The sequence below is a fragment of the Nocardioides glacieisoli genome (genome assembly GCF_004137245.1).
In the GTDB taxonomy this organism is placed as follows: domain Bacteria; phylum Actinomycetota; class Actinomycetes; order Propionibacteriales; family Nocardioidaceae; genus Nocardioides; species Nocardioides glacieisoli.
Window position 1 is genome coordinate 114,792 of sequence record NZ_SDWS01000001.1, and the last position, 24,960, is coordinate 139,751.

General features: G+C 72.1%; 23 protein-coding genes and 1 pseudogene. 11 read left to right on the top strand and 13 right to left on the bottom strand.

Going from position 1 to position 24,960, the window contains the following annotated elements:
• Positions 1-35 precede the first annotated feature (35 nt).
• A complete protein-coding gene (locus EUA06_RS00575) occupies positions 36-1,382 on the bottom strand; it encodes a glycosyltransferase family 39 protein (RefSeq protein ID WP_165354206.1) in 1,347 nt (448 codons plus the stop codon).
• Between the two features lie 157 nt (positions 1,383-1,539).
• Here EUA06_RS00575 and EUA06_RS00580 point away from each other — a divergent pair, with 157 nt between their 5' ends.
• Positions 1,540-2,634 carry a glycosyltransferase family 4 protein gene (locus EUA06_RS00580; protein ID WP_129473072.1) on the top strand — a complete coding sequence of 365 codons (1,095 nt, stop codon included), beginning with the start codon at positions 1,540-1,542 and terminating at the stop codon, positions 2,632-2,634.
• A gap of 15 nt (positions 2,635-2,649) precedes the next feature.
• Here EUA06_RS00580 and EUA06_RS00585 read toward each other — a convergent pair whose 3' ends face one another.
• The 4 genes from EUA06_RS00585 to EUA06_RS00600 all read right to left on the bottom strand — a co-directional run bounded on the left by EUA06_RS00585 (position 2,650) and on the right by EUA06_RS00600 (position 6,049).
• Entirely contained in the window at positions 2,650-3,537 is an 888-nt protein-coding gene (locus EUA06_RS00585) for a glycosyltransferase family 2 protein (RefSeq protein WP_129473073.1), read from the bottom strand.
• On the bottom strand, positions 3,530-3,958 hold the full coding sequence (locus EUA06_RS00590) for a DUF2304 domain-containing protein (protein WP_129473074.1): 429 nt from the start codon (positions 3,956-3,958) through the stop codon (positions 3,530-3,532). The genes EUA06_RS00585 and EUA06_RS00590 overlap by 8 nt, the downstream gene beginning before the upstream one ends.
• Positions 3,955-4,632, bottom strand: a complete 678-nt coding sequence (locus EUA06_RS00595; protein ID WP_207208149.1) for a glycosyltransferase family 2 protein — start codon at positions 4,630-4,632, stop codon at positions 3,955-3,957. Before EUA06_RS00595 ends, EUA06_RS00590 begins: the two co-directional genes overlap by 4 nt.
• A gap of 61 nt (positions 4,633-4,693) precedes the next feature.
• Positions 4,694-6,049, bottom strand: a complete 1,356-nt coding sequence (locus EUA06_RS00600) for a hypothetical protein (protein WP_129473076.1) — start codon at positions 6,047-6,049, stop codon at positions 4,694-4,696.
• 61 nt (positions 6,050-6,110) lie between these two features.
• Between EUA06_RS00600 and EUA06_RS00605 the strand changes: the two genes are divergently transcribed.
• From EUA06_RS00605 to proB, 6 genes and pseudogenes are all read left to right on the top strand, one after another.
• The gene (locus tag EUA06_RS00605) at positions 6,111-6,842 is read left to right on the top strand and encodes a TIGR03936 family radical SAM-associated protein (RefSeq protein WP_207208150.1); all 732 of its coding nucleotides are present in this window, start codon (positions 6,111-6,113) and stop codon (positions 6,840-6,842) included.
• 339 nt (positions 6,843-7,181) lie between these two features.
• Positions 7,182-9,797 (top strand): annotated as a pseudogene (locus EUA06_RS00610) (Rne/Rng family ribonuclease); the annotation flags it as partial.
• An 829-nt stretch (positions 9,798-10,626) separates the two neighbouring features.
• Positions 10,627-10,926, top strand: coding sequence for a 50S ribosomal protein L21 (gene rplU, locus EUA06_RS00615; RefSeq protein WP_129473078.1), 300 nt, complete (start codon positions 10,627-10,629; stop codon positions 10,924-10,926).
• A gap of 41 nt (positions 10,927-10,967) precedes the next feature.
• Complete coding sequence (gene rpmA / locus EUA06_RS00620) at positions 10,968-11,222, top strand: 50S ribosomal protein L27 (RefSeq protein ID WP_090967377.1); 255 nt, start codon at positions 10,968-10,970, stop codon at positions 11,220-11,222.
• Positions 11,223-11,309: 87 nt separating this feature from the next.
• Entirely contained in the window at positions 11,310-12,872 is a 1,563-nt protein-coding gene (gene obgE / locus EUA06_RS00625) for a GTPase ObgE (RefSeq protein WP_129473079.1), read from the top strand.
• Entirely contained in the window at positions 12,869-13,987 is a 1,119-nt protein-coding gene (gene proB / locus EUA06_RS00630; RefSeq protein WP_242497892.1) for a glutamate 5-kinase, read from the top strand. The genes obgE and proB overlap by 4 nt, the downstream gene beginning before the upstream one ends.
• Here the strand turns inward: proB and EUA06_RS00635 are convergent.
• From EUA06_RS00635 to EUA06_RS00645, 3 genes are read right to left on the bottom strand one after another with little or no spacing between them, the layout of a single operon-like run.
• Positions 13,984-14,580, bottom strand: coding sequence for a hypothetical protein (locus EUA06_RS00635; protein ID WP_129473081.1), 597 nt, complete (start codon positions 14,578-14,580; stop codon positions 13,984-13,986). The genes proB and EUA06_RS00635 overlap by 4 nt on opposite strands.
• 36 nt (positions 14,581-14,616) lie before the next feature.
• Entirely contained in the window at positions 14,617-14,937 is a 321-nt protein-coding gene (locus tag EUA06_RS00640) for a MazG nucleotide pyrophosphohydrolase domain-containing protein (protein WP_207208151.1), read from the bottom strand.
• A 24-nt stretch (positions 14,938-14,961) separates the two neighbouring features.
• On the bottom strand, positions 14,962-15,432 hold the full coding sequence (locus tag EUA06_RS00645) for an HIT family protein (protein ID WP_129473082.1): 471 nt from the start codon (positions 15,430-15,432) through the stop codon (positions 14,962-14,964).
• A gap of 38 nt (positions 15,433-15,470) precedes the next feature.
• Between EUA06_RS00645 and EUA06_RS00650 the strand changes: the two genes are divergently transcribed.
• Complete coding sequence (locus EUA06_RS00650; protein WP_129473083.1) at positions 15,471-16,127, top strand: nucleotidyltransferase domain-containing protein; 657 nt, start codon at positions 15,471-15,473, stop codon at positions 16,125-16,127.
• A 1-nt stretch (position 16,128) separates the two neighbouring features.
• On the opposite strand, the gene EUA06_RS00655 is transcribed toward EUA06_RS00650, so the two are convergent.
• A complete protein-coding gene (locus tag EUA06_RS00655; RefSeq protein ID WP_129473084.1) occupies positions 16,129-17,388 on the bottom strand; it encodes a hypothetical protein in 1,260 nt (419 codons plus the stop codon).
• Positions 17,389-17,459: 71 nt separating this feature from the next.
• Between EUA06_RS00655 and EUA06_RS00660 the strand changes: the two genes are divergently transcribed.
• From EUA06_RS00660 to EUA06_RS00670, 3 genes are all read left to right on the top strand, one after another.
• Positions 17,460-18,641, top strand: a complete 1,182-nt coding sequence (locus EUA06_RS00660) for a cysteine desulfurase family protein (RefSeq protein ID WP_129473085.1) — start codon at positions 17,460-17,462, stop codon at positions 18,639-18,641.
• A gap of 10 nt (positions 18,642-18,651) precedes the next feature.
• Positions 18,652-19,752, top strand: a complete 1,101-nt coding sequence (mnmA, locus tag EUA06_RS00665) for a tRNA 2-thiouridine(34) synthase MnmA (protein ID WP_207208152.1) — start codon at positions 18,652-18,654, stop codon at positions 19,750-19,752.
• A gap of 61 nt (positions 19,753-19,813) precedes the next feature.
• Positions 19,814-20,803 (top strand): uroporphyrinogen decarboxylase/cobalamine-independent methonine synthase family protein, encoded by a 990-nt coding sequence (locus EUA06_RS00670; RefSeq protein ID WP_129473086.1) that lies wholly within the window; start codon positions 19,814-19,816, stop codon positions 20,801-20,803.
• A gap of 32 nt (positions 20,804-20,835) precedes the next feature.
• Here the strand turns inward: EUA06_RS00670 and EUA06_RS00675 are convergent, their stop codons facing one another.
• The 4 genes from EUA06_RS00675 to EUA06_RS00690 form a co-directional block, all read right to left on the bottom strand.
• A complete protein-coding gene (locus EUA06_RS00675; RefSeq protein WP_129473087.1) occupies positions 20,836-21,873 on the bottom strand; it encodes a M57 family metalloprotease in 1,038 nt (345 codons plus the stop codon).
• 41 nt (positions 21,874-21,914) lie between these two features.
• On the bottom strand, positions 21,915-22,571 hold the full coding sequence (locus EUA06_RS00680; RefSeq protein ID WP_242497893.1) for an alpha/beta hydrolase: 657 nt from the start codon (positions 22,569-22,571) through the stop codon (positions 21,915-21,917).
• 89 nt (positions 22,572-22,660) lie between these two features.
• A complete protein-coding gene (locus tag EUA06_RS00685; RefSeq protein ID WP_129473088.1) occupies positions 22,661-24,244 on the bottom strand; it encodes an MFS transporter in 1,584 nt (527 codons plus the stop codon).
• 82 nt (positions 24,245-24,326) lie between these two features.
• Positions 24,327-24,932, bottom strand: coding sequence for a TetR/AcrR family transcriptional regulator (locus tag EUA06_RS00690; RefSeq protein ID WP_129473089.1), 606 nt, complete (start codon positions 24,930-24,932; stop codon positions 24,327-24,329).
• Between the last annotated feature and the right edge of the window lie 28 nt (positions 24,933-24,960).

The window sequence follows — 24,960 nt, forward strand, 5'->3', positions numbered from 1 at the left end:
GGAGGAGCATAGGTGGAGCCGTCCCGGTCCCGGGATCAGGCGAGCGTGCCCAGCCGGAACGCGGTCGCGGCCAGGGCCAGCAGGGCGGCGCTGCCCACGAGGACCACGCTCGACCGCGAGCGGATCATGGACGCGGTCACGATCGCCATGGGTGCGACCAGGGCGATGCCGTAGCGCACGGGGATCGGGAAGTACGTGCTCGAGAAGAGGTAGCCCGCTGTCACGAGGAGCAGCGCTCCCACGACCGCGGCGGCCACGACGCTGCGCGCCAGGGCGACCTCGAGGGGAGGGGCGCCGGTGAAGAGTGCTGCCGCCAGTGTCCCCGCCAGCAGGACCATCGCCACGACGGCTGTCGCGAAGTTGAGGAAGGGCACGGATCCCACCACGGCCCACGACGAGCTGAGCGGCTGCAGGAGGGAGAGGGAGCTCTCGACCAGCCCGGTCCACGGGAAGTAGGTCAGCTGGTACTTCGAGGCCATGTCGGGCAGGTCGGCCGCGGGGATCTGGGGACGCGTCCCCACGTAGGCCAGCCAGGCGCCGGCAGCGACGACGGACGCGAGGCCCACCGTGACGGCCGTCGTCCACCGCGCCCGCAGGCTCGGGTGGCCCGGCTCGTCGTCCCGCTCGTCGTCGCCGGTGGGGCGGAGGAGCAGGTAGAGCACCACTGCCGCCACGACCACCAGGTTCGTCATCTTCGCGAAGGCCACGACGATCCCGACGACGACGAGCAGGAGTGCCCGGACGGTGCTGGGGCGCTCCTCCCACCAGGTCATGGCCAGGACGAGTGCGGCCCCGGCCACCAGCCCGGAGGCGTCGGGGGTGATGGTCGCGCTCGGGAAGATCAGCGCCGGTGTCGACGCCAGGAGGAGGGTCACGGCCGCCATGGGCGCCGCCGGCACGCCGCGTCGGCGGCCGGTGAGGAAGGTCAGTGCCAGTCCGAGCGCGAACCACAGCCCACCCGTGAGGCGCCCCGCCGTCACCAGGTCGTCCGCGGGGGTGAGCGCCTTGATCGCCTCGGCGACCCCGCGTGTGGCGGTGTAGTAGACCGGGGTGTTGGCGGCGGCCGTGTTGTAGCCCTTCTCCTGGTAGCTCAGGGGGTCCAGGTCGGTGCTGAGCGGTCGGCACAGCGGCGGCCCGAAGCCCGGGGCGTCGATGCCGCGGCAGTCCTGCTGGTGCAGCGCCTCCTGCCCGATGCGGTCGGCGGGAGCGGGCGACCCCGGGGCACGGTAGAGATAGTCGATGTGCTGGAGCTCGTCGATCGGGCTCAGCAGGGTGTACGTGTTCACCTGCAGCGCGACGAACACGAATCCGAGCGCGGCGATGGCCACGGCGAGCAGCCGGGGGAGTGCCGCAGCCGGCCCCCCGCGTGGTCGACCCCGCATGTTCGGCCCCTCGCTCGCACCCCGGCGCTCCCACTCCGGCCTGGTGCGCAGAGCGAGGAGCACTATACGAGGGCACGACCGAGGGCATGGGGGTGGCGCCACGCGCCGCTCGGTAGCATCGGCGACCGTCCCGTCGCTCGTCGTGTGAAGGAAGCCCGTGTCCCGTCCCCTCGTGCTGGTCGACATGTTGAGCTACACGGGCACCAAGGGCGGGATGGAGACCTACACCCGTGAGCTCTACCGCGAGATCGGCACGATGGACCCGGGCTTCGACTTCGTCGCGCTGGCCAGCAAGGAGGGCGGTCGGCTGGACCTGTCGTGGTTCCCGGGCGAGGTCATCCGGTCGCGGATCAGTGGCGAGAACCGCTTCGTCTGGGCCGCCGGCGAGCTCGTCGCGTCGAGCTTCCACGCCCGCCGCCGACGCGCGGACCTCGTCCACTGCCCGGCGACCCTGGGCCCGATGTGGACCTCGATGCCGACGGTGCTGACGGTCCACGACATGCTCTACTGGAGCCACCCCGAGTTCATGGTCACGCCGCTCTACACGCGGCCCGTGATGTGGATGGAGCAACGCGCCGCGGCCAACGCCGAGCGGATCATCACCGACAGCGCGGTCTCGGCCGAGGAGATCCACAAGTACCTCCGCTTCCCCGTCGACCGGCTCCACATGGTGCCGCTGGCAGCGCACGGGTCGTCGGACGTCGGTCGCGACGGGATCGGGGAGAACCTCGTCCTCGCCAGCGGTCAGCGGCGTCCCTACAAGAACTGGGACGCGCTGGTGCGCGCCCTCGCGCTCGTCGAGGAGTCCGTCCGGCCGCGGCTCGTGATCACCGGAGCCGGTCCCGGCGAGGACCCCGTGGCCGACGTCGTACGACGCACGGGCATGGGGGACTGGGTCGAGCTCAAGGGCTGGATCGACAGCGACGAGCTGCACGACCTGCGCCGCCGGGCGCGGGCGATGGCGTACCCGACGCTCGCCGAGGGCTTCGGCCTGCCGGTGCTCGAGGCGATGTCGATGGGCCTGCCGGTCCTGGCCTCCGACCTGCCGGTGCTGCGCGAGGTCGGCGGGGACGCGGCGATGTGGTTCGACCCGCACGACGACGCCTCGATCGCTGCGGCGATGACCACCCTCGCCACCCAGCCCGAGGTCGCCGAGCGCCTCGCGCGCGAGGGCGTGGCGCAGGCGGCGAAGTTCAGCTGGCGACGGGTCGCCGAGGAGACGCTGGCCGTCTTCGACCGGGTCGTGCGCTGAGCGAGGCTGCTCGGATCAGCGCCCGAAGGCGTGCCGGCCCAGGGTGCGGACCGCGCCCCACGCCCGGCCGGTGACGGCCTGCGGCAACCGGCTGGCGGCGTACAGCCGGGACGCGGCATGCAGGCGAGCGGCGCGAGCGGCACGGGACCAGCCGTGGGCCGCGCACCGCTCCGCGGCGATCTCGAAGTAGGTGCGCTCGCCCAGGAAGCGGCCGCCGTCGTCGACGGTCGCCGACGACGCGCTCGCCGAGTGGCGGCGGTAGGCGAAGACGACGTCGGGCAGAACCAGCATCCGCGAGCCGCCCAGCGCCATGTCGACCATGAGGGCGAGGTCCTGCACGAGCGGCAGGCCGTCGAGGAAGTCGTGGCGGCGCACCGCCTCGGTGCGGAACGCCAGCGAGGGCCAGTAGGTCCAGTTGCCGTGCAGCAGCGACACGGCGAGCTCCTCACCGCCCAGCACGCGCGGGCCGTCGAGGCGGGGCGCGAAGAGGCGGCGCTTGACCCGGTCGACCAGGGGGTCGACGACGGTCGAGGTCTCGTCGACCACCTCGACGCCCGGCTGCACGATGTCGACACCGGCCGGGGCGGAGGCGATCGCGGCGCGGACGGTCGCGACGTACGCCGGTCGCAGCAGGTCGTCGCAGCCGAGGAACACCAGCCACTCGCCGGTCGCGAGCTCGAGGCACCGCCGGTAGTTGTCGGTGATCCCGAGGTTGGTCTCGTTGCGGAGGTAGGTGACGCGATCGTCGTCCAGTGCGTCGAACCACGCCGCCACCCCGTCGTCGGGATAGCAGTCGTCGACGACGGTCAGGCGCCAGTCGGGGTCGGTCTGGGCGCGCACGCTCTCGACCGCCTCGAACAGGAGCGACGGCTCGCCCCAGAAGGGGATGAAGATCTCAGGCATGCGGCGGGAGGGTCTCCGGCTGCTCCGCGGTGGTCCCCGGCGCCGGGGTGGTCCGCGTCGAGGCGAGGACGGTCAGGCGCTCCATGCCGTAGCGCTCCTGCGCCTCGATGATCGCGATGCGACGGGCCAGCTGGTGCAGCTGGTTGCGCGCCTCCTGGGCGTGGAGGTACTGGTTGACGACGTAGAAGGCGAACGTCACCGAGACCAGGTAGAGGACGAGGTCGGTGCCGCGGCCGACGCCGATCGCCTGGGCGACGACACCCACCATCGAGGGCGCCAGGACCGCGATCACCAGGACGACCATGAGCACGGCGAACGCGATCTTCTTCCACGCGTTGACGCTGTGGGCACTGCGGCTGCGCAGCGCGACCAGGAAGATCGCGGCGAAGGCGAGGATGAGGATGACCTGGATGAGGATCATCGGCTGACCTTCCTCAGGAGCGTGTCGACGGCGATGTTGACGGCGTTGACCGCGGGCTGGCCCTTGGCGACGGAGTAGTCGGAGTAGTCGATGGTCACGGCGACCTCGACGAACCGGTACTTGTTGTGGGCGATGAGCTCGATGATTTCGCTCGCGTGGGTCATGTCCGGCGCGGTGATCCGGAGGGTGTCGGCGACGTGGCGGTTGAAGACCCGCAGCCCGTTGTGGGCGTCGGTCAGGCGGATCCCCGACGTCAGGTTGCTGAAGCGGACCGCGGCCTTGAGCAGCATCCGCTTGGCCCGGCTGGCCCCGATCGCCTCGCCGAGGAAGCGCGAGCCGAGCACGATGTCGACGTCGGTGGAGTCGAGGACGCGGAGCATGCGTACGGCGTCCTCGACGCGGTGCTGGCCGTCGGCGTCGAACGTGACGAAGCGGGTGACTCCCGGCAACAGCCGGGCGAACTCGATGCCCGTCTGCAGGGCGGCACCCTGACCCATGTTGATCGGGTGGTTCACGAGGTAGCCGCCGGCCTCGAGGATCCGGTCGGCGGAGTCGTCGGAGCTTCCGTCGTTGACGCAGACGACGTGGGGGCAGGTCTCGAGCACACCCCTGATCACCGAGCCGATGACCTCAGCCTCGTTGTAGACAGGCACAACGAAGGCGACGTCTCTCACCTGCGGAAATATACCGTCTGCGCGCTGCGGGACCTATCCCGGCGAGCCGTGCCCGCCGCCCTCACGCCTCGCCCAGCATGAGCGAGAGCGCCCACGTGGCCGCGCCGAGGGCCAGCACGAGGTAGCGCGCCCAGCGCCGCTCGGTGTCCATCAGCAGGCCGGCGCAGATGAGCGCCCACGGGAACATCGAGTTGCCGTAGCGGCTCGGGAACGGGGTGTAGAGGCCCGACACGGCGCCGAGGGCGATGGCGAGCGCGGGAGCCGCGAGGACGGTGACGAGGACGGTGCTGAAGCCGATCACCCGGTGCTGGGCGGTGACGCCCTTGGACATGGCGAGCCCGGCGGCGCCGCCGATCGCGAGCGTGGTGCCGACCAGGTAGACGGGCAGGCTCTCGGCCCCCGTCGCCCACGTGACCATCGCGCCCTGGGCGATGGCCGGGAAGAAGTTGCCGGTCTCGACGACCAGGTTCTCGAACACCAGCGGCACCGGCACGCCGAGCGCGGGCGACGGTCCCACCGCGAGGGCGGACCGGATCGCCAGCCAGCCCCCCTGGGCCAGCACGGATGCGCCGACGACGGCCACGGCGGAGAGGGTGCGGCGGTCGAGGAGGAACGCCTTGGCCCGCGCTCCGAATCCCCGGTGCTCCTTGGTAGCGCCAATGGCGGCCGCGACCAGCAGGACGAGGGCGGCCGCGCCGAAAGCGATCAGGTTCTGGAGCTTGCACAGGGTGGCGAACGTGGCGACCACGGGCAGGATCAGCAGGGTCCAGCGCTTGCCGTCGAGGGCGCGCAGCGTGAGCCACGCGGCCACCGATCCCGAGGCGAGCGCCGTCGCGTCCGTGGAGATGTAGGTCGTGCCCCAGTAGGCCGGGAGCGACCCCACCAGCACGAGGCCGAGCCCCAGGGCGACCGTGACGGGAACGCGTGCGCGGCGCAGCGTAAGGAAGAGGAACACGGCTCCCAGGCTGAGCCAGAACCCGCCGGCCATGCGTCCGGCGTCGACGAAGTCGACGCCCGCCCAGATGAACGGCTGCGCCATCACCCGGGTGGTGATGAAGTAGAACGGCGCGTAGAGGTCGGCGGTCGTGCCACCGGCAATCACGTAGTCGATGCTGTTGGGCTTCTTGCAGGCGGCCGGGTTCTTCTCCATGCCAGCGACCGCGCGGACGCCGTGGCAGACCATGTACTTCCGCGCGTAGTAGGGCATCTGCGAGCCCTGGCGGACGACCCCCTTGTCGGCCACGTCGGCGTAGTATCCGATGTACTGGTACTCGTCGATCGGCGACAGCATCTCGTGCTCGGCGACCTGGTCGGCGACGAAGACGAAGGACGCGATGATCAGCGCCAGCACGGCCAGCAGGTCGCCCCGCTGCCGCACCCACGAGGTGCGCGTCGTCCTGTTCGCTGCTTCGTCCATGGGACCGGACCCTAACCAAGCGGGGGGCCACCTCAGAATCCAGCGGGTCTAGCCTGACGCCGTGCCCAAGGAACAACCCGAGCAGCAGGCCCCACCCGTGCAGCGACTGCGTGTCCGCTACGCCAAGCGCGGCCGGTTGCGCTTCACCAGCCACCGTGACTTCAGCCGTGCGTTCGAGCGCGCGGTGTTCCGCGCCCGGGTGCCGATGGCGTACTCCTCGGGCTTCAACCCGCACCCGCGCATCTCGTACGCCGGTGCGGCCCCGACCGGCTCGGCGAGCGAGGCGGAGTACCTCGAGCTCGCCCTGGCCGAGGTGGTCGTCCCGGCCGACGTCCACGCGATGCTCGACGAGGCGCTCCCTCCGGGGCTGGACGTGCTCGAGGTGGTCGAGTCGCCGGGCGGCTCGCTGTCGGACCTGCTCGAGGGCAGCCGGTGGCGGATCGAGCTGGCACTCCCGCGGGCCGAGGCGACCGACGCGGTCGCCCGCTTCCTGGCTGCCGACGAGGCCCTGGTGGAGCGGATGACCAAGAAGGGCATGCGCCAGTTCGACGCGCGGGCCGCCGTCGTCCTGCTCGAGGTCGTCGACGACGCGTCCTCAGCCGTGGAGGGACGTACGACGCTCGACGTGGTGCTGCGCCACGGCACGCCGGCCGTCCGCCCGGACGACGTGCTGCGGGGCCTGACCGCCGTGGCCGGGACCGACACGGGAGAGGCACCCCTGATGACCCGGCTCTCGCAAGGACCGCTGCTCGCCGACGGCGAGGTCGGCGACCCGCTGGTGCCTCACGCATAGCCGCCGACGCGGGCCGGTGTGCGATACTCGCAGCGTTCGGCACCCCGGCACACACGTCGGGACCTGTCGGGCCGACGACGTTCTCGCCGGTCACACCCTGCTCGTTGGGGTGCGGGTCGGCACCCCGAGCGGGTGGACGTCACCGGACCGCGACGCGGCCACAGGAGTCGGTGAGAGCGACTCCCACGGTGGCCCGGCGACCGCGGCAGGTGACGAGCAGCCGCCGGAGACGCACACACGCGGAGGGTGTCGCCGCCACTGAAGCTTTGCGTCCCCGGGATCGTCACTCGAGATCGGCGGGCGCCGTACCGGCACCGTCTCGGTGCCCGAGGAGCACCCATGCTCGACCAGGACGACCAGAACGACCGCACGGAAGCCGGCACCGCGGAGACTCCCTCCTCCGCCCCAGCAGCCCCCGTCGTGACCCGACGGACGCGCAAGGCACCCGCCAAGAAGGCGACTGCGGCCCAGGCCCCGAGCGACGCGCCTGCCGCCGATCCGGCTGATCCCGTTGGTCCCGCCGCCGAGGCACCCGCCAAGAAGGCCGCCGCCCGCAAGGCGCCAGCCAAGAAGGCCGCCGCGAAGCGCACGTCGACCCGCAAGGTGGCCGAGGCCGCGATCGAGGCCGCGCCGGACGCCGCGACCGACACCGCTGCGGAGGCACCCGCCGAGGACGATGCCGTCCCCGCGAAGAAGGCCGGCGCACGCAAGGGCGCCGCCGCCAAGGCCCCCGCGAAGAAGTCGACCGCCAAGCGCACCGCCAAGAAGGTCGCAGCCGTCGAGTCCGACGCGACGCCCGAGGACGCCGAGTCCGCCGACGAGGCCGCACCCGCTGAGGCCGGTGGCCACGCCGTGCTGTTCCAGGCCCCCGTGGCGACCACCACCCGACGTACGCGCAAGAGGGCCGTCCCGGAGCCGGTCGAGCCCGTCGATCTCGACCCCGAGGCCACCGAGGACGAGGACGCCGAGGACGAGGCCGGCACCGCTGCGCCGGTCGAGCAGGCCGCTCCCGCGAAGAAGCCCGCGCGCAAGTCCCGCGCCAAGAAGGCCGCCCAGGCTCCTGAGCCGGAGGCGGACACGTCCACCGACGACGCTGCCGAGGCCGCCGACACGCAGGACGACCAGGCCGGCGACCAGTCCGGTGACGACGAGTCCAGTGACGACGAGGCCGGAGGCGCCCGCCGGCGCCGCCGCCGCGGCGGCCGCCGTCGGCGCAAGGGTGGGGACGGCGGCGACTCCGCCGAGGGCACCGACGACTCGTCCTCCGACGAGTCCACCGACGACGCGACCACCGACACGTCCGGTGACCGGGCCTCCGGCAGGACCGACGACAAGGCCGACGACGACTCCGCGGGTGACGCGGGGGAGGGCAACGGCGAGGGTTCCTCGCGCCGTCGCCGGCGCCGTCGCCGCTCCGGCGACGAGGGCGGCGACGACGCGCCCAACACCGTCACCCGCGTCCGCAAGACCCGGTCCGCCGAGGACCAGATCACCTCGGTCCAGGGCTCGACCCGGCTCGAGGCCAAGAAGCAGCGCCGCCGCGAGGGCCGCGAGGCCGGTCGCCGCCGCGCGCCGATCGTGAGCGAGGCCGAGTTCCTCGCCCGCCGCGAGGCGGTCGAGCGGGTCATGGTGATCCGCCAGCGCAAGGACCTCACCCAGATCGCCGTGCTCGAGGACAAGGTGCTCGTCGAGCACTACGTCGCGCGCGAGTCCCAGACCTCGCTCATCGGCAACGTCTACCTCGGTCGCGTGCAGAACGTCCTGCCCTCGATGGAGGCCGCCTTCATCGACATCGGCAAGGGCCGCAACGCGGTGCTCTACGCCGGCGAGGTGAACTGGCAGGCGCTGGGCCACAAGGAGGGCGCGCCCCGCAAGATCGAGTCGGTGCTCTCGAGCGGCCAGATGATCCTCGTCCAGGTCACCAAGGACCCGATCGGTCACAAGGGTGCGCGCCTGACGACCCAGGTCAGCCTCGCCGGCCGCTTCCTCGTCTACGTCCCGGACGGCACGACGTCCGGCATCTCGCGCAAGCTGCCCGACACCGAGCGCAACCGCCTCAAGACGCTCCTGAAGGAGATCGTCCCCGACACCGCCGGCGTCATCGTCCGCACCGCGGCCGAGGGCGCCAGCGAGGAGGAGCTGACCCGCGACGTCGAGCGGCTCAAGACGCGCTGGGAGGACATCGAGAAGAAGTCGGGCAACAAGGGCTCCGGCCCGCAGCTGCTCTACGGCGAGCCCGACCTGACCCTCAAGGTGGTCCGCGACCTCTTCACCGAGGACTTCGTGAAGCTCGTGATCGAGGGCGACGACGCCTGGGAGACCGTCTCGGCGTACGTCGAGTCGATGGCACCCGACCTGTCGGAGCGCGTCGAGAAGTACCAGCGCAACGGCGCCGGGGACGTGTTCTCGACTTACCGGATCGACGAGCAGATCCACAAGGGCCTCGACCGCAAGGTGTGGCTGCCCTCGGGTGGCTCGCTGGTCATCGACCGCACCGAGGCGATGACCGTCGTCGACGTCAACACCGGCAAGTTCACCGGCTCCGGTGGCAACCTCGAGGAGACCGTCACCAAGAACAACCTCGAGGCCGCCGAGGAGATCGTGCGCCAGCTCCGGCTGCGCGACATCGGCGGCATCATCGTCGTCGACTTCATCGACATGGTGCTGGAGTCCAACCGCGACCTCGTCGTGCGCCGCCTGGTCGAGTGCCTGGGCCGCGACCGCACCCGCCACCAGGTCGCCGAGGTCACCTCGCTCGGCCTGGTGCAGATGACGCGCAAGCGCATCGGCACGGGCCTGCTCGAGTCGTTCAGCGAGAACTGCGAGCACTGCCAGGGTCGTGGCGTGGTCATCAAGGACCAGCCCGTCGACCCCGACGCCCCGGCCGCCGAGGGTGAGGGTCGTCGCGGCGCCCGTCGCCGCGGTCGCCGCAGCGGCGACGACACCGGTTCGAACAGCAACGGCAACGGGACCGGCAACGGGAACGGCAACGGGAACGGCCACGCGCCGTCGCCCAAGGACGTCGCTGCGATGGCGCGCCACGAGAAGCACGCCGAGGCTGAGGCCGCGGACGAGGCGGATGACCGGTCGGACGACCAGCGGGATGACCAGCCGGTCGATCAGGCGCAGAGCCGCGCAGAGGACGAGTCGGCGGACGTGGCAGAGGACGTGGCAGAGGACGTGGCAGAGGCCCGCAAAGGGATCGACGCTACGGACGAGGCTCCTGCGGAGACTCCGGTGGAGATCCCGGTAGAGGCTCCGGGGGAGACGGCGGCCGCTGAGGAGACCGAGGCTGCTCCGGAGGCCGTTGTAGCGCCCTCCGCCGAGCCGGCAGCTCCCGAGGCACCCGCCGAGGACGACAAGCCGCGGGTCGTGACGCGTACGCGTCGACGCTCCGCCAGCCGCCCCGCGGGTCCGCCCGCACTGCCCACGACGTCGACCAGCGGCGGAGCCGGAACCCTGCCGGAGTCGGGCGCGGTCGAGCCGGGCACGGTGGGTGTGGAGTCGGGCGAGGCGGACACCGAGCCGGCGTCGGAGGCGCCCGCGGTGGAGCACGTGCCGGTCAAGAAGAAGGGCTCGCGCAAGCGCTGACCCGCGGGGGAGAGGGATGACCGGACGTCGTTTTGCCCGGTCGCCACTCGATCCCGTAGTCTTGACCCTCGGTGTTCGACACACCGATTCTGCGCGCCCGCCACGCGGCGTACTCGCCCGAAGACCAGGCGGTGTCGTGCGCAGTCCCGAAAGTTCTTTTACCTGTAGTTCGTATCGAGGAGAGTGACTCGCCGTGTACGCGATCGTGCGCAGTGGCAGCAAGCAGCAGAAGGTTGCCGTCGGCGACGTCATCGAGATCGACGCGATGGCCGCCGCCGGTGACACCCTCACCCTTCCCGTGGTGATGGTCGTCGACGGCGAGAAGGTCACCGCGACCGGCCTCGACAAGGCCAGCGTGACCGTCGAGGTCACCGGCCGCACCAAGGGCCCGAAGATCATCATCCAGAAGTACAAGAACAAGACCGGCTACAAGAAGCGCCAGGGTCACCGCCAGAAGTACACCCAGGTCAAGGTCACCGACATCTCCCTCTGAGCGCTCGCTCGAGGTCGACTCGTTTCTCAAAGGACTGAACAATGGCTCACAAGAAGGGTGCTGCGAGCACCAAGAACGGCCGTGACTCGAACTCCCAGCGCCTCGGCGTGAAGCGGTTCGGCGGCCAGGTCGTCGGCGCAGGCGAGATCATCGTCCGCCAGCGCGGCACGCACTTCCACCCGGGCACCGGCGTGGGCCGTGGCGGCGACGACACCCTCTTCGCCCTGCAGGCCGGCGCCGTCGAGTTCGGCACCCGCCGCGGTCGTCGCGTGATCAACATCGTCCCCGGCGAGTGACCTCACCGCGACACTGAGCACTTCTGTGAAGGGCGTCCCTGTCTAGGGGGCGCCCTTCGCGCATTCACCACCACAGCAAGGAATCCCATGGCCATCCCCAGCTTCGTCGATCAGGTCACGCTGCACCTCGCGGCCGGCCGCGGCGGCAACGGCGTGGCCTCGGTCAAGCGCGAGAAGTTCAAGCCGCTCGGCGGTCCCGACGGTGGCAACGGCGGCCAGGGCGGGTCGATCATCCTCGAGGTCGACACGAGCGTGACGACCCTTGTCGACTACCACCACAGCCCCTCGCGCAAGGCCGAGAACGGTGGCCAGGGCGCCGGCGACCACAAGAACGGCGGCAACGGCAAGGACCTGACCCTGGTGGTCCCCGACGGGACGCTCGTCAAGGACGCCGACGGCAACGTGCTGGCGGACCTCATCGGCCAGGGCACGACCCTGGTCGTCGCCGCCGGCGGGCGCGGTGGCCTCGGCAACGCCGCCCTCGCCTCGTCGAAGCGCAAGGCGCCCGGCTTCGCGCTGCTGGGTGAGCCCGGCGACGAGCTCGTCGTACGCCTCGAGCTGAAGGTCGTCGCCGACATCGGCCTGGTCGGCTTCCCGAGCGCCGGCAAGTCCTCCCTGATCGCTGCGATGTCGCGGGCCCGGCCCAAGATCGCCGACTACCCGTTCACCACCCTGATCCCCAACCTCGGCGTCGTCACCGCCGGCGAGACCACCTTCGTGGTCGCCGACGTGCCCGGCCTGATCGAGGGTGCGGCCGAGGGACGCGGTCTCGGGCACGACTTCCTGCGCCACATCGAGCGCTGCTCCGCGCTGGTGCACGTCGTCGACACGGCCTCCATCGAGCCCGGCCGCAACCCGCTCGACGACCTCGAGATCATCGAGGGCGAGCTCGCCCGCTACGGCGGACTCGAGGACCGGCCCCGGCTGATCGCCCTCAACAAGGTCGACGTACCTGACGGGCAGGACATCGCCGACATGGTCGTCGAGGAGCTCCGCGGCCGCGGGCTCCGGGTCTTCGAGGTCAGTGCCGCCTCAGGCGCGGGCCTGCGCGAGCTGACGTTCGCGATGGCCGAGATCGTGGTCGCGTCCCGCGAGGACGCACCCGAGGCCGAGCCGCAGCGGATCGTGCTGCGGCCCAAGGCGGTCGACGACAGCTCCGACTTCGAGGTCGTCGCCACCGACGACGGCTGGCGGGTGCGCGGCGTGAAGCCCGAGCGCTGGGTGCGCCAGACCGACTTCAGCAACGAGGAGGCGGTGGGCTTCCTCGCCGACCGCCTGAACCGGATGGGCGTCGAGGTCAAGCTCGCGCAGATGGGCGCCCAGGAGGGCGACACCGTCCTCATCGGGTCCGACACCAACTCGGTCGTCTTCGACTTCAAGCCCAGCATCGAGGCGGGCGCCGAGATGCTCGGTCGGCGTGGTGAGGACGAGCGGCTCCGCGAGGCGCGTCCGGCGCGCGACCGCCGCCGCGACATCGCCGAGGGGATGGAGACCAAGGCCGAGGAGGAGGCGCGCGCCGACGTGGCCCGCCGCCTCGACCAGGCGCGACCCAAGAAGGGCCCGGACAAGAGCTCGGGCAGCTCGGGCGTCGGGCCGATGGCCTACGAGATCGGCACGAAGGACGACCCCGACTGGGACGGCGAGGAGTGAGCGACCGCGCGGGGCTCATCAGGGCCGCCCGACGCATCGTCGTCAAGGTCGGCTCGTCGTCGCTGACCACCGCCGCAGGCGGGATCGACCCCGCGCGCGTACGCCGCCTCGTCGAGGTCCTCGCCGCCGCCAAGGGTGCGGGTGCAGAGGTCGTTCTCGTCTCGTCCGGAGCGATCGCCGCCGGGCTCGCGCCGCTCGGGCTGACGAAGCGGCCGCGCGGGCTCGCCGCCCAGCAGGCCGCCGCCTCGGTGGGGCAAGGCCTGCTGGCGCACCGCTACCAGGAGGAGTTCGCCCGGCACGGGATCGTCACGGGGCAGGTGCTCCTCACCGTCGACGACGTGACCCGGCGCGCGCACTACCGCAATGCGCACCAGACCTTCGCCAAGCTGATCGAGCTCGGCGTCGTCCCGATCGTCAACGAGAACGACACCGTCGCCACCTCGGAGATCCGCTTCGGTGACAACGACCGGCTGGCCGCGCTGGTGGCCCACCTCGTCCACGCCGACCTGCTCGTGCTGCTCTCCGACGTCGACGGCCTCTACGACGGCCCGCCCGGTCGGGACGGCTCGACGCTGGTCCCGCTGGTGCGCTCGGAGGCCGACCTCGCCGGCGTCACGACCGGGACGACCGGTGCCTCGGGAGTCGGCACCGGCGGGATGACGACCAAGGTCGACGCCGCGCGGATCGCCACTGGTGCGGGCATCGACGTCGTGCTGACCTCGGCCGACCAGGCGGCGGCCGCGCTGGCCGGCTCCGAGGTGGGCACGCTCTTCGAGGCGACCGGCAAGCGCCGTCCCACGCGACTGCTCTGGCTGGCCCACGCGACGTCCGGGCAGGGCACCCTGACCCTGGACGCGGGTGCCGTACGCGCCGTGGTGGAGCGGCGCGCGTCGCTCCTGGCAGCCGGGATCACCGGGGTCGGGGGCAGCTTCGTGGCCGGCGACGCCGTCGACGTGCTGGATCCGTCTGGCGCCGTGGTGGCCCGCGGGCTGGTCAACTTCGACGCCGACGAGCTCCCGGCCCTGCTCGGGCGCTCGACCGGCGACCTCAAGGCCGCGCTCGGGGCGGGCTACGAGCGCGAGGTCATCCACCGCGACGACCTCGTCCTGCTCTAGCCAGAGCTGAAGACGTCCAGGGTCGGGACGTACGACGCCGCGGACGCGAGGCCGGCGGCGCTCTTCTCGCCGACGGTGGACGGCGCGGAGTGCTCCCTGTCGTCCTCGACGTAGACGGCCGGCCCCACCCGGACGATCGTGAGGAACGACGTCAGGACGCCGAGGTCCGGACCTTCGACCGTCATCAGCAGGTGCGCCTGCCACGCCTCGTCGGCCCCGTCGACCTCGATCCGGCGCACGACCCACTGCATCGGCTGACCGACGTGGTCCACGCGGCCGGGGCCGCCGCAGCGGCGGGCCTGCTCGCGCCACGCGTCGACGGCCATGTCGGCCCGTCCCGGGCCGCGGTACAGACCGAGCGCCTCGAGGCGGGGGCCCGAGCCGACCGCGCGGTGGTCCTCGGTCTCCGGCAGGTGGAGGCCGCCCTGGCCTGGGTCGATGCACACGTCCTGCAGCGGGGTGCGCCCCGGCCAGCCCAGCGGTCGCCAGTCGCCCTCGTGGGGGAGCGTGACTTCCGGCGGGATCGTCGTCGGCGGCCCCGACGCCGGCAGTGCGAGCACCGCCGCCACCAGCAACCGGAAGAGCAGCAGCATGCTGCTGTGACGCCGTCTCCGGGCCGGAAGTTGCCGTCAGGCGTCCTCGGAGAGGATCCCCTCGAGCTCGTCCATGGTCGAGGTGAAGGCACCCTGCAGGTCGACGTCGTAGGAGTCGGCGAGCGTGAGCACGCTCCAGAGGCAGTCGGCGAGCTCGTGGGCGAGTGCCTCGTCGAGGTCCTCGCGGGGTCGTACGCCGGCCTTGCCCTGCACCAGCTTGGCGAGGTCGCCGACGTCACCGAGGAAGCCGAGCATGATCTCCTCGGTCGTCCACGACCGTCCGTAGGTCGAGGCCTCGACCTCGGCGTACTGCGCGCGGATCGCCCTCGCCCGCTCCTGCATCTGCTGGAAGTCCATGGGTGGATCCTGCCCCAGACCGGCTCAGTCGAAGGTGCGGGGCAGGTCGAGCGCCGCCGCGAGCTGCTCGGCGTACGGCTCTCGCTCCCCGGGTGTCGCCCACCAGGCCTCGTGATGGCGCTGGTAGAGCCGGTCGTCGTCGTGGCGCGGGAAGACGTGGACGTGGAGGTGCCACACGTCCTGGTTGCCCGCCGGCTCGTTGTGCTGGCGCGTCGAGATGCCCGCGCAGTCGTAGGTCTGGCGCATCGCGACGGCGACCTGCTGGGTGAGGTCCCAGACGGCGTGGCCGGCCTCGGCAGGGATGTCGTAGAGGTTCTCGTGATGACCGCGGGGGATCACCAGCGCAGCGCCGGGGTTGCCCGGCCACCACTTCGGTGAGATGCGTGCGTAGGCGAGGTCGGTGATGGCGACGACGTCCCCCGGCTGGTTGTGCTCGTTGTGCACGCCCGCCTGGATCCGGCAGAACGGGCAGTCGTAGTCGTCGGGCTCGTGCACGCGACCGAGCCTCCCACGCGAGCCGCTAGCGTCGGCGCATGGACGCACGGGAGGCGCTGCACCGCACGGCCGAGGAGATCGCGGAGGACGAGGAGTTCTTCCGGTGGTACGGCCCGTGGGAGCCGCTCGACCCCGCGGGCCTGGCCGACTTCATGGCCGGCTTCGAGCGGCCGTGGTGGATCGTCGGCGGCTGGTCGATCGAGGCCTTCACCGGCCTGCCCCGCGAGCACGAGGACGTCGACCTGACGCTGCTCGCGTGCGACCTGCCGGCCTTCCGCGCCCACGTCGGCGACGGGTGGAACCTCTGGAGCAACCACGGCGGCACCCTGCGGCCGTTCAACGACCGCTTCCCCGAGGTGCTCGACACCAGCAGCCAGGTCTGGGTCCGCAGGAGCGCTGCCGAGCCGTGGATCATCGACCTGCCGATCACGCCGGACCGCGACGGGCTCTGGACCAGCAAGCGCGACCCCGACCATGTCGCGCCGCTCGACGAGGTGACCTGGATGGCCGCGGACGGCATCCGCTACCTCCGGCCCGAGATCACCCTGCTCTACAAGGCGGTGCTGCACCGGCCGAAGGACGACCGCGACCTGGCCGTCACCTGGCCGCTGCTGGACGAGGTCGCGCGCGACTGGCTGCGGGAGTCGGTGGCGCGGCTCTACCCGGACCACGCCTGGCTGGGGCGAATGGACTGACTCAGGTCGCGCGGGCCCACGCCAGGGCCTCGGCGAAGAGCTCTCGTGTCGACGTGCCGAGCTCGGTCTCGAGCGACGCGGTGACGGCCGTGTTCACCAGGCTCGTGTCGCCGCGGAGCATGCGCATGAGCCGCCACAGCTCGTCCTGCCCGCGGGTGGCGGAGAGGTAGTCGCACGCCAGGGCGGCCATCTCGTAGTTGTCACGCGGGTTGCGCGTGTAGAAGTGGTCGGTCGTCCGGGCGAGCTCCGCGGGATCGCGCCCCTCCAGGTTGGTGGCCGAGATCGCCCGCCGCGCGGTCTCGGAGAACTCCACCGCGCGGGCGACGTACTCCGCGGCGCCCTCCACGAGCCACGTCGGGCTCGAGTCGTCGCGGTCGGAGAGAGCGACGTGGACGAGCTCGTGGCGGAAGAGGATGTCGCGCTCGAGCTCGGATCCCGTGTGCGCCGGGTTGACCGAGAAGCGGTAGGCCGCGACCTTGCGCCCGTCGGGACGAGACAGCACCGGAAAGGCCACGCCGGCGGTGTCCTCGACCTCCATACGGCTCATCCGGTCCATCGCGCCGAGGTCGCTGATGTCGTAGGTCACGACCTTCTGCGTCCACTCGGGGACCAACGGCTCGATCGCGTCGCGTGCCTCGACGATGTCGGCCATCACCTCCGCAGCGTCGTCCTCGGTCTCGTCGTCGAACACGCCGAGGACACCGTCGGACTCCTCGACGCTGATCGCGGTGACGTCCCACGGCGCGGGCAACCAGCCGGTCAGCGCGTCGCTCTGGATGTTGCGGTCGCTGGCGAGGTGGACCTCGTCCTCGTCGCCCACGAAGGTGTAGATGAGCGGCTGGGTGACGGGACGCGTGTCGTACCCCTCCAGTCGCATCGTGAAGTCCACCGGCAGCTGGAGGTCTCCGTCGCCCGCGACCCTGGTCATCACGCCCTCGTCGCCGAGCTCGAGGGCGAAGTCGGTGGCCGGAAGCCGGGCGACGTTGTCCCACCAGCGCTCCTGGGTCGTCGCGAAGTCCTTCGCGTCGGGGTCGACGGTCGCGAGGAAGGCCTCCTTGTCGCCGTCCTGGAGCGCCTGCTCGCGCGCGGCCACCAGCTCGAGGGCGGCGTCGCGCAGCGACTCGTCCATGCCGGCCGGCGGCTCGCTGGTCGACGGCGAGGAGGACTCCTCGTCGGTGTCCGCGTCGCCCTGGCACCCGGCGAGGGGGAGCAGGAGCAACAGGACGAGCACGGACGCGACCAACCCCCGGGACGTGCGCATGCCGCGGAGCCTAGGTGCTGGCACGGACTGCGGGAACACCTCGTAGGGGTGCCCCGTACGCTTGGCAGGTCATGACCCAGCCGCTCGTCTACCTCGACCACGCCGCGACCACGCCGATGCTGCCGGTCGCCGTCGAGGCGATGACCCGGCAGCTGGCCGGGGTCGGCAACGCCAGCTCGCTCCATGCCTCCGGCCGCGGCGCCCGCCGGGTGGTCGAGGAGTCCCGGGAGACCATCGCCGGCGCCATCGGCGCGCGTCCGGGCGACGTCGTCTTCACCTCCGGGGGCACCGAGTCCGACAACCTCGCGGTCAAGGGCATCTTCTGGGCCCGCCGCGACGAGGACCGGCGACGCACGCGCATCCTGTCGACCGCGATCGAGCACCACGCGGTGCTCGACCCGCTCCACTGGCTCCGGACCTACGACCACGCCGACGTGGAGCTGCTGCCGGTGTCGTCCCAGGGAGTCCTGGACATCGAGGCGCTGCGGGAGTCGATCGCCCGCGGCCCGGCCTCGGTGGGCCTCGTGTCGGTGATGTGGGCCAACAACGAAGTGGGCTCGCTGCAGCCCCTCGACGAGGTCGTCGCCCTCGCCCGCGAGCACCGGATCCCCGTGCACACCGACGCCGTGCAGGCACTCGGGCAGGTGCCGGTCGACTTCGCCGACTCGGGCGTGGACGCGCTGACCTTCACCGGCCACAAGGTCGGCGGCCCCTACGGCGTGGGCGCGCTGGTCGTCCGCCGTGACCTGCCGGTGAGCGCGCTCGTGCACGGTGGCGGCCAGGAGCGCGACATCCGCAGCGGCACCCTCGACGTGCCGGCGATCGCCGGCCTCGCAGCGGCCGTCGAGGCGACCGTGAAGGCGCAGCACGAGCACGCGGTGCGGATCGCCGAGCTGCGCGACGACCTGGTCCGCCGGGTCGTCGAGGTCGTCCCCGACGCGCACCTGCACGGCGCCCCGGCCGGCCCGGGCCGGCTGCCCGGCAACGCCCACCTCGGGTTCCCCGGCTGCGAGGGCGACTCCCTGCTGATGCTCCTCGACGCCCGCGGCATCGAGTGCTCCACCGGCTCGGCGTGCTCAGCCGGCGTGCCGCAGCCCTCCCACGTCCTGCTCGCCATGGGCTGCGACGACGCCCAGGCGCGCCACTCGCTCCGGTTCTCGCTCGGCCACACCACCACCCCGGCCGACATCGACGCCCTCGTCGCGGCGATCGGCCCCGTGGTCGAGCGGGCGCGATCCGCCCGGGCGCGCTGAGGGTGGAGTCGTGAAGGTCGTCGCCGCGATGTCCGGCGGGGTGGACTCCGCCGTCGCCGCGGCCCGCGCCGTCGAGGCCGGGCACGAGGTGACGGGCGTCCACCTCGCGCTCAGCCGCAACCCGGCGTCGTACCGCTCGGGAGCGCGGGGCTGCTGCACCATCGAGGACAGCAACGACGCGCGTCGTGCCGCCGACGTGATCGGCATCCCGTTCTACGTCTGGGACCTGTCCGACCGCTTCCACGAGGACGTGGTCGAGGACTTCATGGACGAGTACGCCGCGGGGCGCACGCCCAACCCGTGCCTGCGCTGCAACGAGAAGATCAAGTTCGCCGCCGTTCTCGACCGGGCGCTCGCGCTCGGCTTCGACGCGGTCGCGACCGGGCACTACGCCCAGCTGCGCCCGGGTGCCGACGGGCTGGTCGAGATGCACCGCGCCGAGGACCACGGCAAGGACCAGTCCTACGTCCTCGGGGTGCTCGACCAGTCCCAGCTGCGCCACTCGCTGTTCCCGCTCGGCGACACCGACAAGCCGTCGGTGCGCCGCGAGGCCGAGGCGCGGGGCCTGCTGGTGGCCGACAAGCCCGACTCCCACGACATCTGCTTCGTCGCCGACGGTGACAACGCCGGCTGGCTCCGCGAGAAGCTCGGCGACCGCGCTCCCAACCACGGCGGCGACATCGTCGACGCCGAGACGGGGGAGACGGTGGGGAGCCACACCGGCACCTACGGCTTCACCATCGGCCAGCGGCGCGGGCTGCGGCTCGGCACTCCTGCCCCCGACGGCAAGCCGCGCTTCGTGCTCGACATCGAGCCGGTCAGCGGCACCGTCACGGTCGGGCCGCGCGACCGGCTCGCGGTCGACCACATCGACGGCATCAGGCCGCGCTGGTGCGGCACCGTCCCGGAGCGGGTCGACGGCACCGTGCAGCTGCGCGCCCACGGAGCCGAGCACCGCGCCGCGGTCGTCGTCGACGGCGACCGCGTCACCATCGACCTGCTCGACCCGGCCGAGGGCATCGCGCCCGGCCAGGCCGCCGTCATCTACGACGGCACGCGGGTCGTCGGGTCCGCGACCATCGAGTCCACGCGCGCGGTCGTCCCAGCATGAGCACCCCACGACGTTCTTCTCCTCCGCTTCGCTCCCCCGAACAACGCCGCGGGGACCCCGCGTGACGACCGCGACCGGTGTCGGCTCCCTGCCGGGCACCACCGCCGCGGGCTACGCCGAGGCCGTACGCCTCGTGCTGGACGGACTGCCCGACCTGCCGCACGTCCCCGAGCTGCCGGGGCGTGGCGTCACCGCGGGGATGACCGGTCGCGCGCTGGCGATCACCGACGGCCTCGCCGCCGACCTGCAGCCCGCGGGATGGCGGCTGACCGACGCCAGCGGCGTCGACCACCGCCGGGCGCGGTCGCTGCTCGCCCAGGACCTCGACGCGGTCGAGGAGCTGGCGCAGGGCTACGAGGGGACCTTCAAGACCCAGGTCGCCGGGCCGTGGACGCTCGCCGCGACGGTCGAGAAGCCGCGCGGCGACAAGGTGCTCAGTGACCACGGCGCCCGCCGCGACCTCGCGCAGGCGCTGGCCGAGGGCGTCGCGGTCCACCTCGCCGACCTGCGACGGCGCATCGTCGGCGTGGACCGCTGGATCGTGCAGGTCGACGAACCCGCCCTCGCCGCCGTGGCGAACGCGCAGGTGCCCACCGCCAGCGGCTTCGGCCGCCACCGTCGCGTCGACCCGCCCGAGCTGTCGGAACACCTCGAGTGGGTCGTCGAGGCCGTGACCGCCGCCGGGGCCGAGGCGTGGGTGCACTCGTGCGCTCCGCAGACGCCGTGGTCGCTGGTCGCCGGCACCGGGGCCAGCGGCCTGTCGGCCGACCTCGACATGCTCGGTCCGGCGGACCTCGACACCTTCGCCGAGGCGCTCGACTCGGGCCGCACGGCCGCGCTCGGCATCGTGCCGTCGACCGACCTCGCCGCCGCTCCGTCGGACGCCCGGCTCACCGAGCGCGTGCAGCGCTGGCTCGACATGCTGGGGCTCGACCCGCAGACTTCGGGGGAGCACCTCGTGGTCACCCCGACGTGCGGGCTGGCCGGAGCCACGCCAGCATGGGCCGCACTGGCCGTACGCCTCTCGGCGACGGTCGCACGCAACCTCTGACCCGTCTGGCGGACCTGGTCTGTCGGACCTGGTCAGTCGAACCTGGTCACCGCGACCGGGGACGCCGCGCGCGGCGGCAGGTCCGTCGTACGCGCCGAGGTGCGGGCCCCGGGGCCGGTGACCAGCACCGTCGTCGGGGCCAGCGCGAAGTTGTAGCCCTGGTCGAACTGCCAGACGGACAGGCACACCGGCCCGGCGGGAAGGGGCTGGAGGTACTCGTCCGCCGCGCCGCCCACCGGGGTCGCGCCCCACAGGCCGAGACCGACCTGGGTGGTGTCGTCGCCGGGCACGGCCGTGCAGGCCGCGGGCGTCGCGTGGACCTCGAAGCCCGGCTCGCCGTAGGCCCAGGTGCCGAGCCAGGCCGGGACCGCCGGCTCGGGCGCCCGGGTGACCGTGACAGTGAAACCGCCGCCCACCTGGGTCGGGGTGACGGCGCCGGTCGCCGGGATCCGGTCGATCGCGTCGCACCACTCGGTCTCGGCGAGGCGCGGCTTGCCGCCGTAGATCCGCTTGGCCCGCTTGAGGTCGACCTTCTCGATGAGGCGACAGCGCCAGCGACCCGGCTTGACCTCGTCGATGTCGTCGCCGACGCAGAGGCTCGGGGCGACGCCGTTGGTGTGCGAGGTGTTCATCAGCGAGCAGCCGGACGAGTTGTGCTCGAGCCCCAGGACGTGGCCGAGCTCGTGGGCGACCACCAGGGTCTGCCCGGGCCAGGCGCACTTCTGCCCGTCGGCGTCGCTGCCGTGCAGGATGCTCACGGTCGCCTTGCGGCCGGGGCCGGGATAGCCGAGCGTCCCGTAGCCGGTGCCGCAGCCGGCCGGCACGCGCTTGGTGTTCTTGATGACCAGCCGGGCCTTGCGGGTGCTGGACACCTTGACGAACTTCACGTTCAGTCCGCTGGTGTTCCACGCCCGGACGGCCGCCTTCACCGCGTCCGGGTCGAGGGACTTGTCGACGTAGGTGATGCGGCCCTTCGGCCACTTGCGCGGCGCGGCGTCGGCGCTCGAGGCGAGGCCGACCGTCAGGACGAGCGCGGTGAGCAGGGCAAGGATGGCTCGGACGCGTGACATGGGACCCCCGTGGGTGCGACTGCGGGGGAGCCTAGGCCGGATCAGCGCTCCGTGGAAGGTGCCGATCGGGGGGAGGGGACGTGGGTGTCGACGACCTCGAGGACCGAGCGGAGTGCCACGTCGTGCCAGCGACGTGAGCCGGTGAGCATGTAGTGGCCGAGTGCTCCCATGTCCTCGAGCTCGGCGCTGTCGGCCACCCGACGCGCACGCTCGACGTAGCGAGCGGTCTCGCGGAACGAGGTGATCCGGTCCCGGCGACCGTGGGCCGCCCTCAGCGTGCGACCGGCGAGGGTGTGCACCGGGTCGTCGGCCGACCACCAGGGCGCCAGACCGACGACGCCCACCACCGACGGGTCGTCCGCGGCGTGGACGGCGACGCGCGCCCCCATCGAGTGCCCGAGCAGGACGACCGGGACCTCGCCGTGGACGGCGCGCAGCCGGTCGAGAGCCCAGCGGGCGTCGGCCACCGCGTCGGTGCCGCCGTTCCAGCCCCGTCGCCGGTAGCGCACGAGCCAGATCCCGACGCCCTCGTCGTGGGCCGGCTGCGCGATCTCGCGGGTGAGCCAGGCGGCGCGTCGCCAGGACGCGCTGCGACCGTCGACCGACTGGTGCGAGCGCGGCTTGCCGCCGTGCAGGGCCAGCACCATCGCCCGGGGCCGTCCGGGTGCGTCGTACGTCGTCAGGTGTGGATCGCTCACGCGTCTCCTTCGGCGCTGGGTGGGTGATCGGATGGGACGAGGGAGGACCTCCGTCTCCGGAGACCCTCCCTCGCTGGGTGTGGCGTGGATCAGTGGGCGACGACGCCCTCCGGGCCGTCGGTCGCGAGCTCCTCGTGCTTGACGTCGAGGAAGATCCAGATCACCACCGAGGCGGCGAGCATGAGGATCGAGCCGACCAGGAAGGCATTGGTCGAGCCCTCCGTGAAGATCTGCTGCTGCGCGATCTCGGCGAAGGCCTTCGCCTGCTCCGGCGTGGGCTGGGGCAGGCCGGCCGCGGCCTCGGCGAACTCCTTGCCGCGGTCGGTGAAGGTCTGCGTCGCGACCGTCGCCAGCACGGCGAGGCCGAGCGCGCCACCGACCTGCTGTGCGGTGTTGAGCACGCCCGAACCGATCCCGGACTCCTCGGAGCGCAGGTGGTGGACGGCCGTCAGCGTGACCGGGACGAACGTCAGGCCCATGCCGAAGGCCATCATGATGATGAACGGCATGATGCCCGTGAGGTAGCTGCCAGTGACGTCGCTCGGGGGGAACGACGTGTCGCAGGGCAGCCGGGAGAACCCGAACAGCGCGCCGGCCGCGATCAGGGTGCCCACACCGGAGATGTAGCGCGGGTCGATCCGGTTCACCAGGTTGGACGCCAGCCCGGCACCGACGACGATGCCGACGGTGAACGGGAGGAACGCGACGCCGGCCTTGAGCGGGCTGTAGCCCATGACGTTCTGGATGTACTGGCTGAGGAAGTAGAACATCGCGAACATCGCGGCCGGGGCGAGGAACATCGCCACGAAGCTCGACGCCCGGGTGCGGTTGGTGAAGATCCGGAACGGCAGGAGCGGGTGCTCGACCCGGCTCTCGATCAGGCCGAAGACGACCAGGAGCACGACGCCGGCGACCAGGCTGGCGACGGTGACGGTGTCACCCCAGCCCTCGGAGCCGGCCCGGGTCAGGCCGTAGACGACGCCGAGCAGGCCCAGGGTGCCGGTGACGGCACCGGGCAGGTCGAGCTCACCGGGGTGCGACTCGGACTCGTTGAGGAAGCGCGGTGCGAGCAGTGCCGCGATGATGCCGATCGGGACGTTGATCAGGAAGGTGAGGCGCCAGCCGTCGATGCCGAGCGGCTGGTCGAGACCGGTGAGCCAGCCACCCAGGATCAGGCCGACGGCCGCACCGGCGCCGGACATGGCGGCGTAGACGGCGAACGCGCGGTTGCGGGCCGGTCCGGCCGGGAAGGTCGTGGTGATGAGCGCGAGCGCGGCGGGAGAGGCGAGTGCGGCGCCGAGGCCCTGCAGGCCACGGGCGGCCAGCAGCAGGGGCTCGTTGGTCGCGAGGCCGCCCAGGAGCGAGGCGACGGCGAAGATGGCGAGGCCGACCATGAAGACCTTGCGGCGGCCGTAGAGGTCGCCGAGGCGACCACCGAGCAGCAGCAGGCTGCCGAAGGCGAGCGCGTAGCCGGTGACGATCCACGACAGGTTGGCGTTGCTGATGTCCAGGTCGATCTGGATGTAGGGGAGCGCGATGTTGGCGATGGTCGCGTCGAGCACGACCATCAGCTGCGCGATGGAGATCAGGACCAGGGCCCAGGTCAGGTTGAGCTCGCGCTGGGGCGGGGCGCTCGCCCCGGAGGGCGGCGTGGTGCTGGCGGTGTCGGTCATGGAAGAAGTCCTTCGAAGGTGCGGGTCGGGTTCGAGTGGATCAGAGGGGTCCGACAGTGGGTCGGACCATGGCTGTGAGGTGTCAGGAGCGGGAGCAGGGGCCGTGGAGCGCCGCCGGGAGGATGACCTCGTCGAGCACCTGGCCGATGAGCTCGGGGGTGACGGTGTCGCCCAGCAGGAAGACGCGGTGCAGGACGATCCCCGCGAGGGCCGGCGCGAGGACCGAGAGGTCGACGTCGGGGTGCACCTCGCCGCGCGCGCGGGCCCGCTCGTAGATGGCGCGCGAGGACTCGACCTTCGGGCCGATGAAGTCGCGCCGGTAGACCTCGGCGAACTCCGGGTCCCGGCCCATCGCAGTGACGACGGCCGAGAGCACTGACTGCGCCAGCGGGTCGTTGAGCCCGCCCGGACCGCCGCAGTAGGCCTCGAGCAGGTCACCGCGCAGGGTGCCCGTGTCCGGAACCACCGGCACGCCCTTGTGGGCCATGATCGCGGCCACGACGAGCTCGGGCTTGCCGTTCCAGCGGCGGTAGAGCGTCGCCTTCGACGCCTTCGCCCGGGTGGCGACGGCGTCCATGGTGAGCAGGTCGTAGCCGACCTCGTCGAGCACCTCCAGGGTCGCCTCGAGGATCTCCAGCTCGCGCTCGCCCTCCACGCGGGGGCGGGTGCCGGTCTCGGTCGGTGTCACGGTGGCCTTCCTGTGTGACGCTCGTCAT

Coding starts and splice junctions, on each gene's coding strand:
- EUA06_RS00575 (WP_165354206.1), bottom strand. CDS start 1,382: ATGCGGGGTCGACCACGCGGGGGGCCGGCTGCGGCACTCCCCCGGCTG.
- EUA06_RS00585 (WP_129473073.1), bottom strand. CDS start 3,537: ATGCCTGAGATCTTCATCCCCTTCTGGGGCGAGCCGTCGCTCCTGTTC.
- EUA06_RS00590 (WP_129473074.1), bottom strand. CDS start 3,958: ATGATCCTCATCCAGGTCATCCTCATCCTCGCCTTCGCCGCGATCTTC.
- EUA06_RS00600 (WP_129473076.1), bottom strand. CDS start 6,049: ATGGACGAAGCAGCGAACAGGACGACGCGCACCTCGTGGGTGCGGCAG.
- rpmA (WP_090967377.1), top strand. CDS start 10,968: ATGGCTCACAAGAAGGGTGCTGCGAGCACCAAGAACGGCCGTGACTCG.
- obgE (WP_129473079.1), top strand. CDS start 11,310: ATGGCCATCCCCAGCTTCGTCGATCAGGTCACGCTGCACCTCGCGGCC.
- EUA06_RS00635 (WP_129473081.1), bottom strand. CDS start 14,580: ATGCTGCTGCTCTTCCGGTTGCTGGTGGCGGCGGTGCTCGCACTGCCG.
- EUA06_RS00640 (WP_207208151.1), bottom strand. CDS start 14,937: ATGGACTTCCAGCAGATGCAGGAGCGGGCGAGGGCGATCCGCGCGCAG.
- EUA06_RS00650 (WP_129473083.1), top strand. CDS start 15,471: ATGGACGCACGGGAGGCGCTGCACCGCACGGCCGAGGAGATCGCGGAG.
- EUA06_RS00655 (WP_129473084.1), bottom strand. CDS start 17,388: ATGCGCACGTCCCGGGGGTTGGTCGCGTCCGTGCTCGTCCTGTTGCTC.
- EUA06_RS00660 (WP_129473085.1), top strand. CDS start 17,460: ATGACCCAGCCGCTCGTCTACCTCGACCACGCCGCGACCACGCCGATG.
- EUA06_RS00675 (WP_129473087.1), bottom strand. CDS start 21,873: ATGTCACGCGTCCGAGCCATCCTTGCCCTGCTCACCGCGCTCGTCCTG.
- EUA06_RS00685 (WP_129473088.1), bottom strand. CDS start 24,244: ATGACCGACACCGCCAGCACCACGCCGCCCTCCGGGGCGAGCGCCCCG.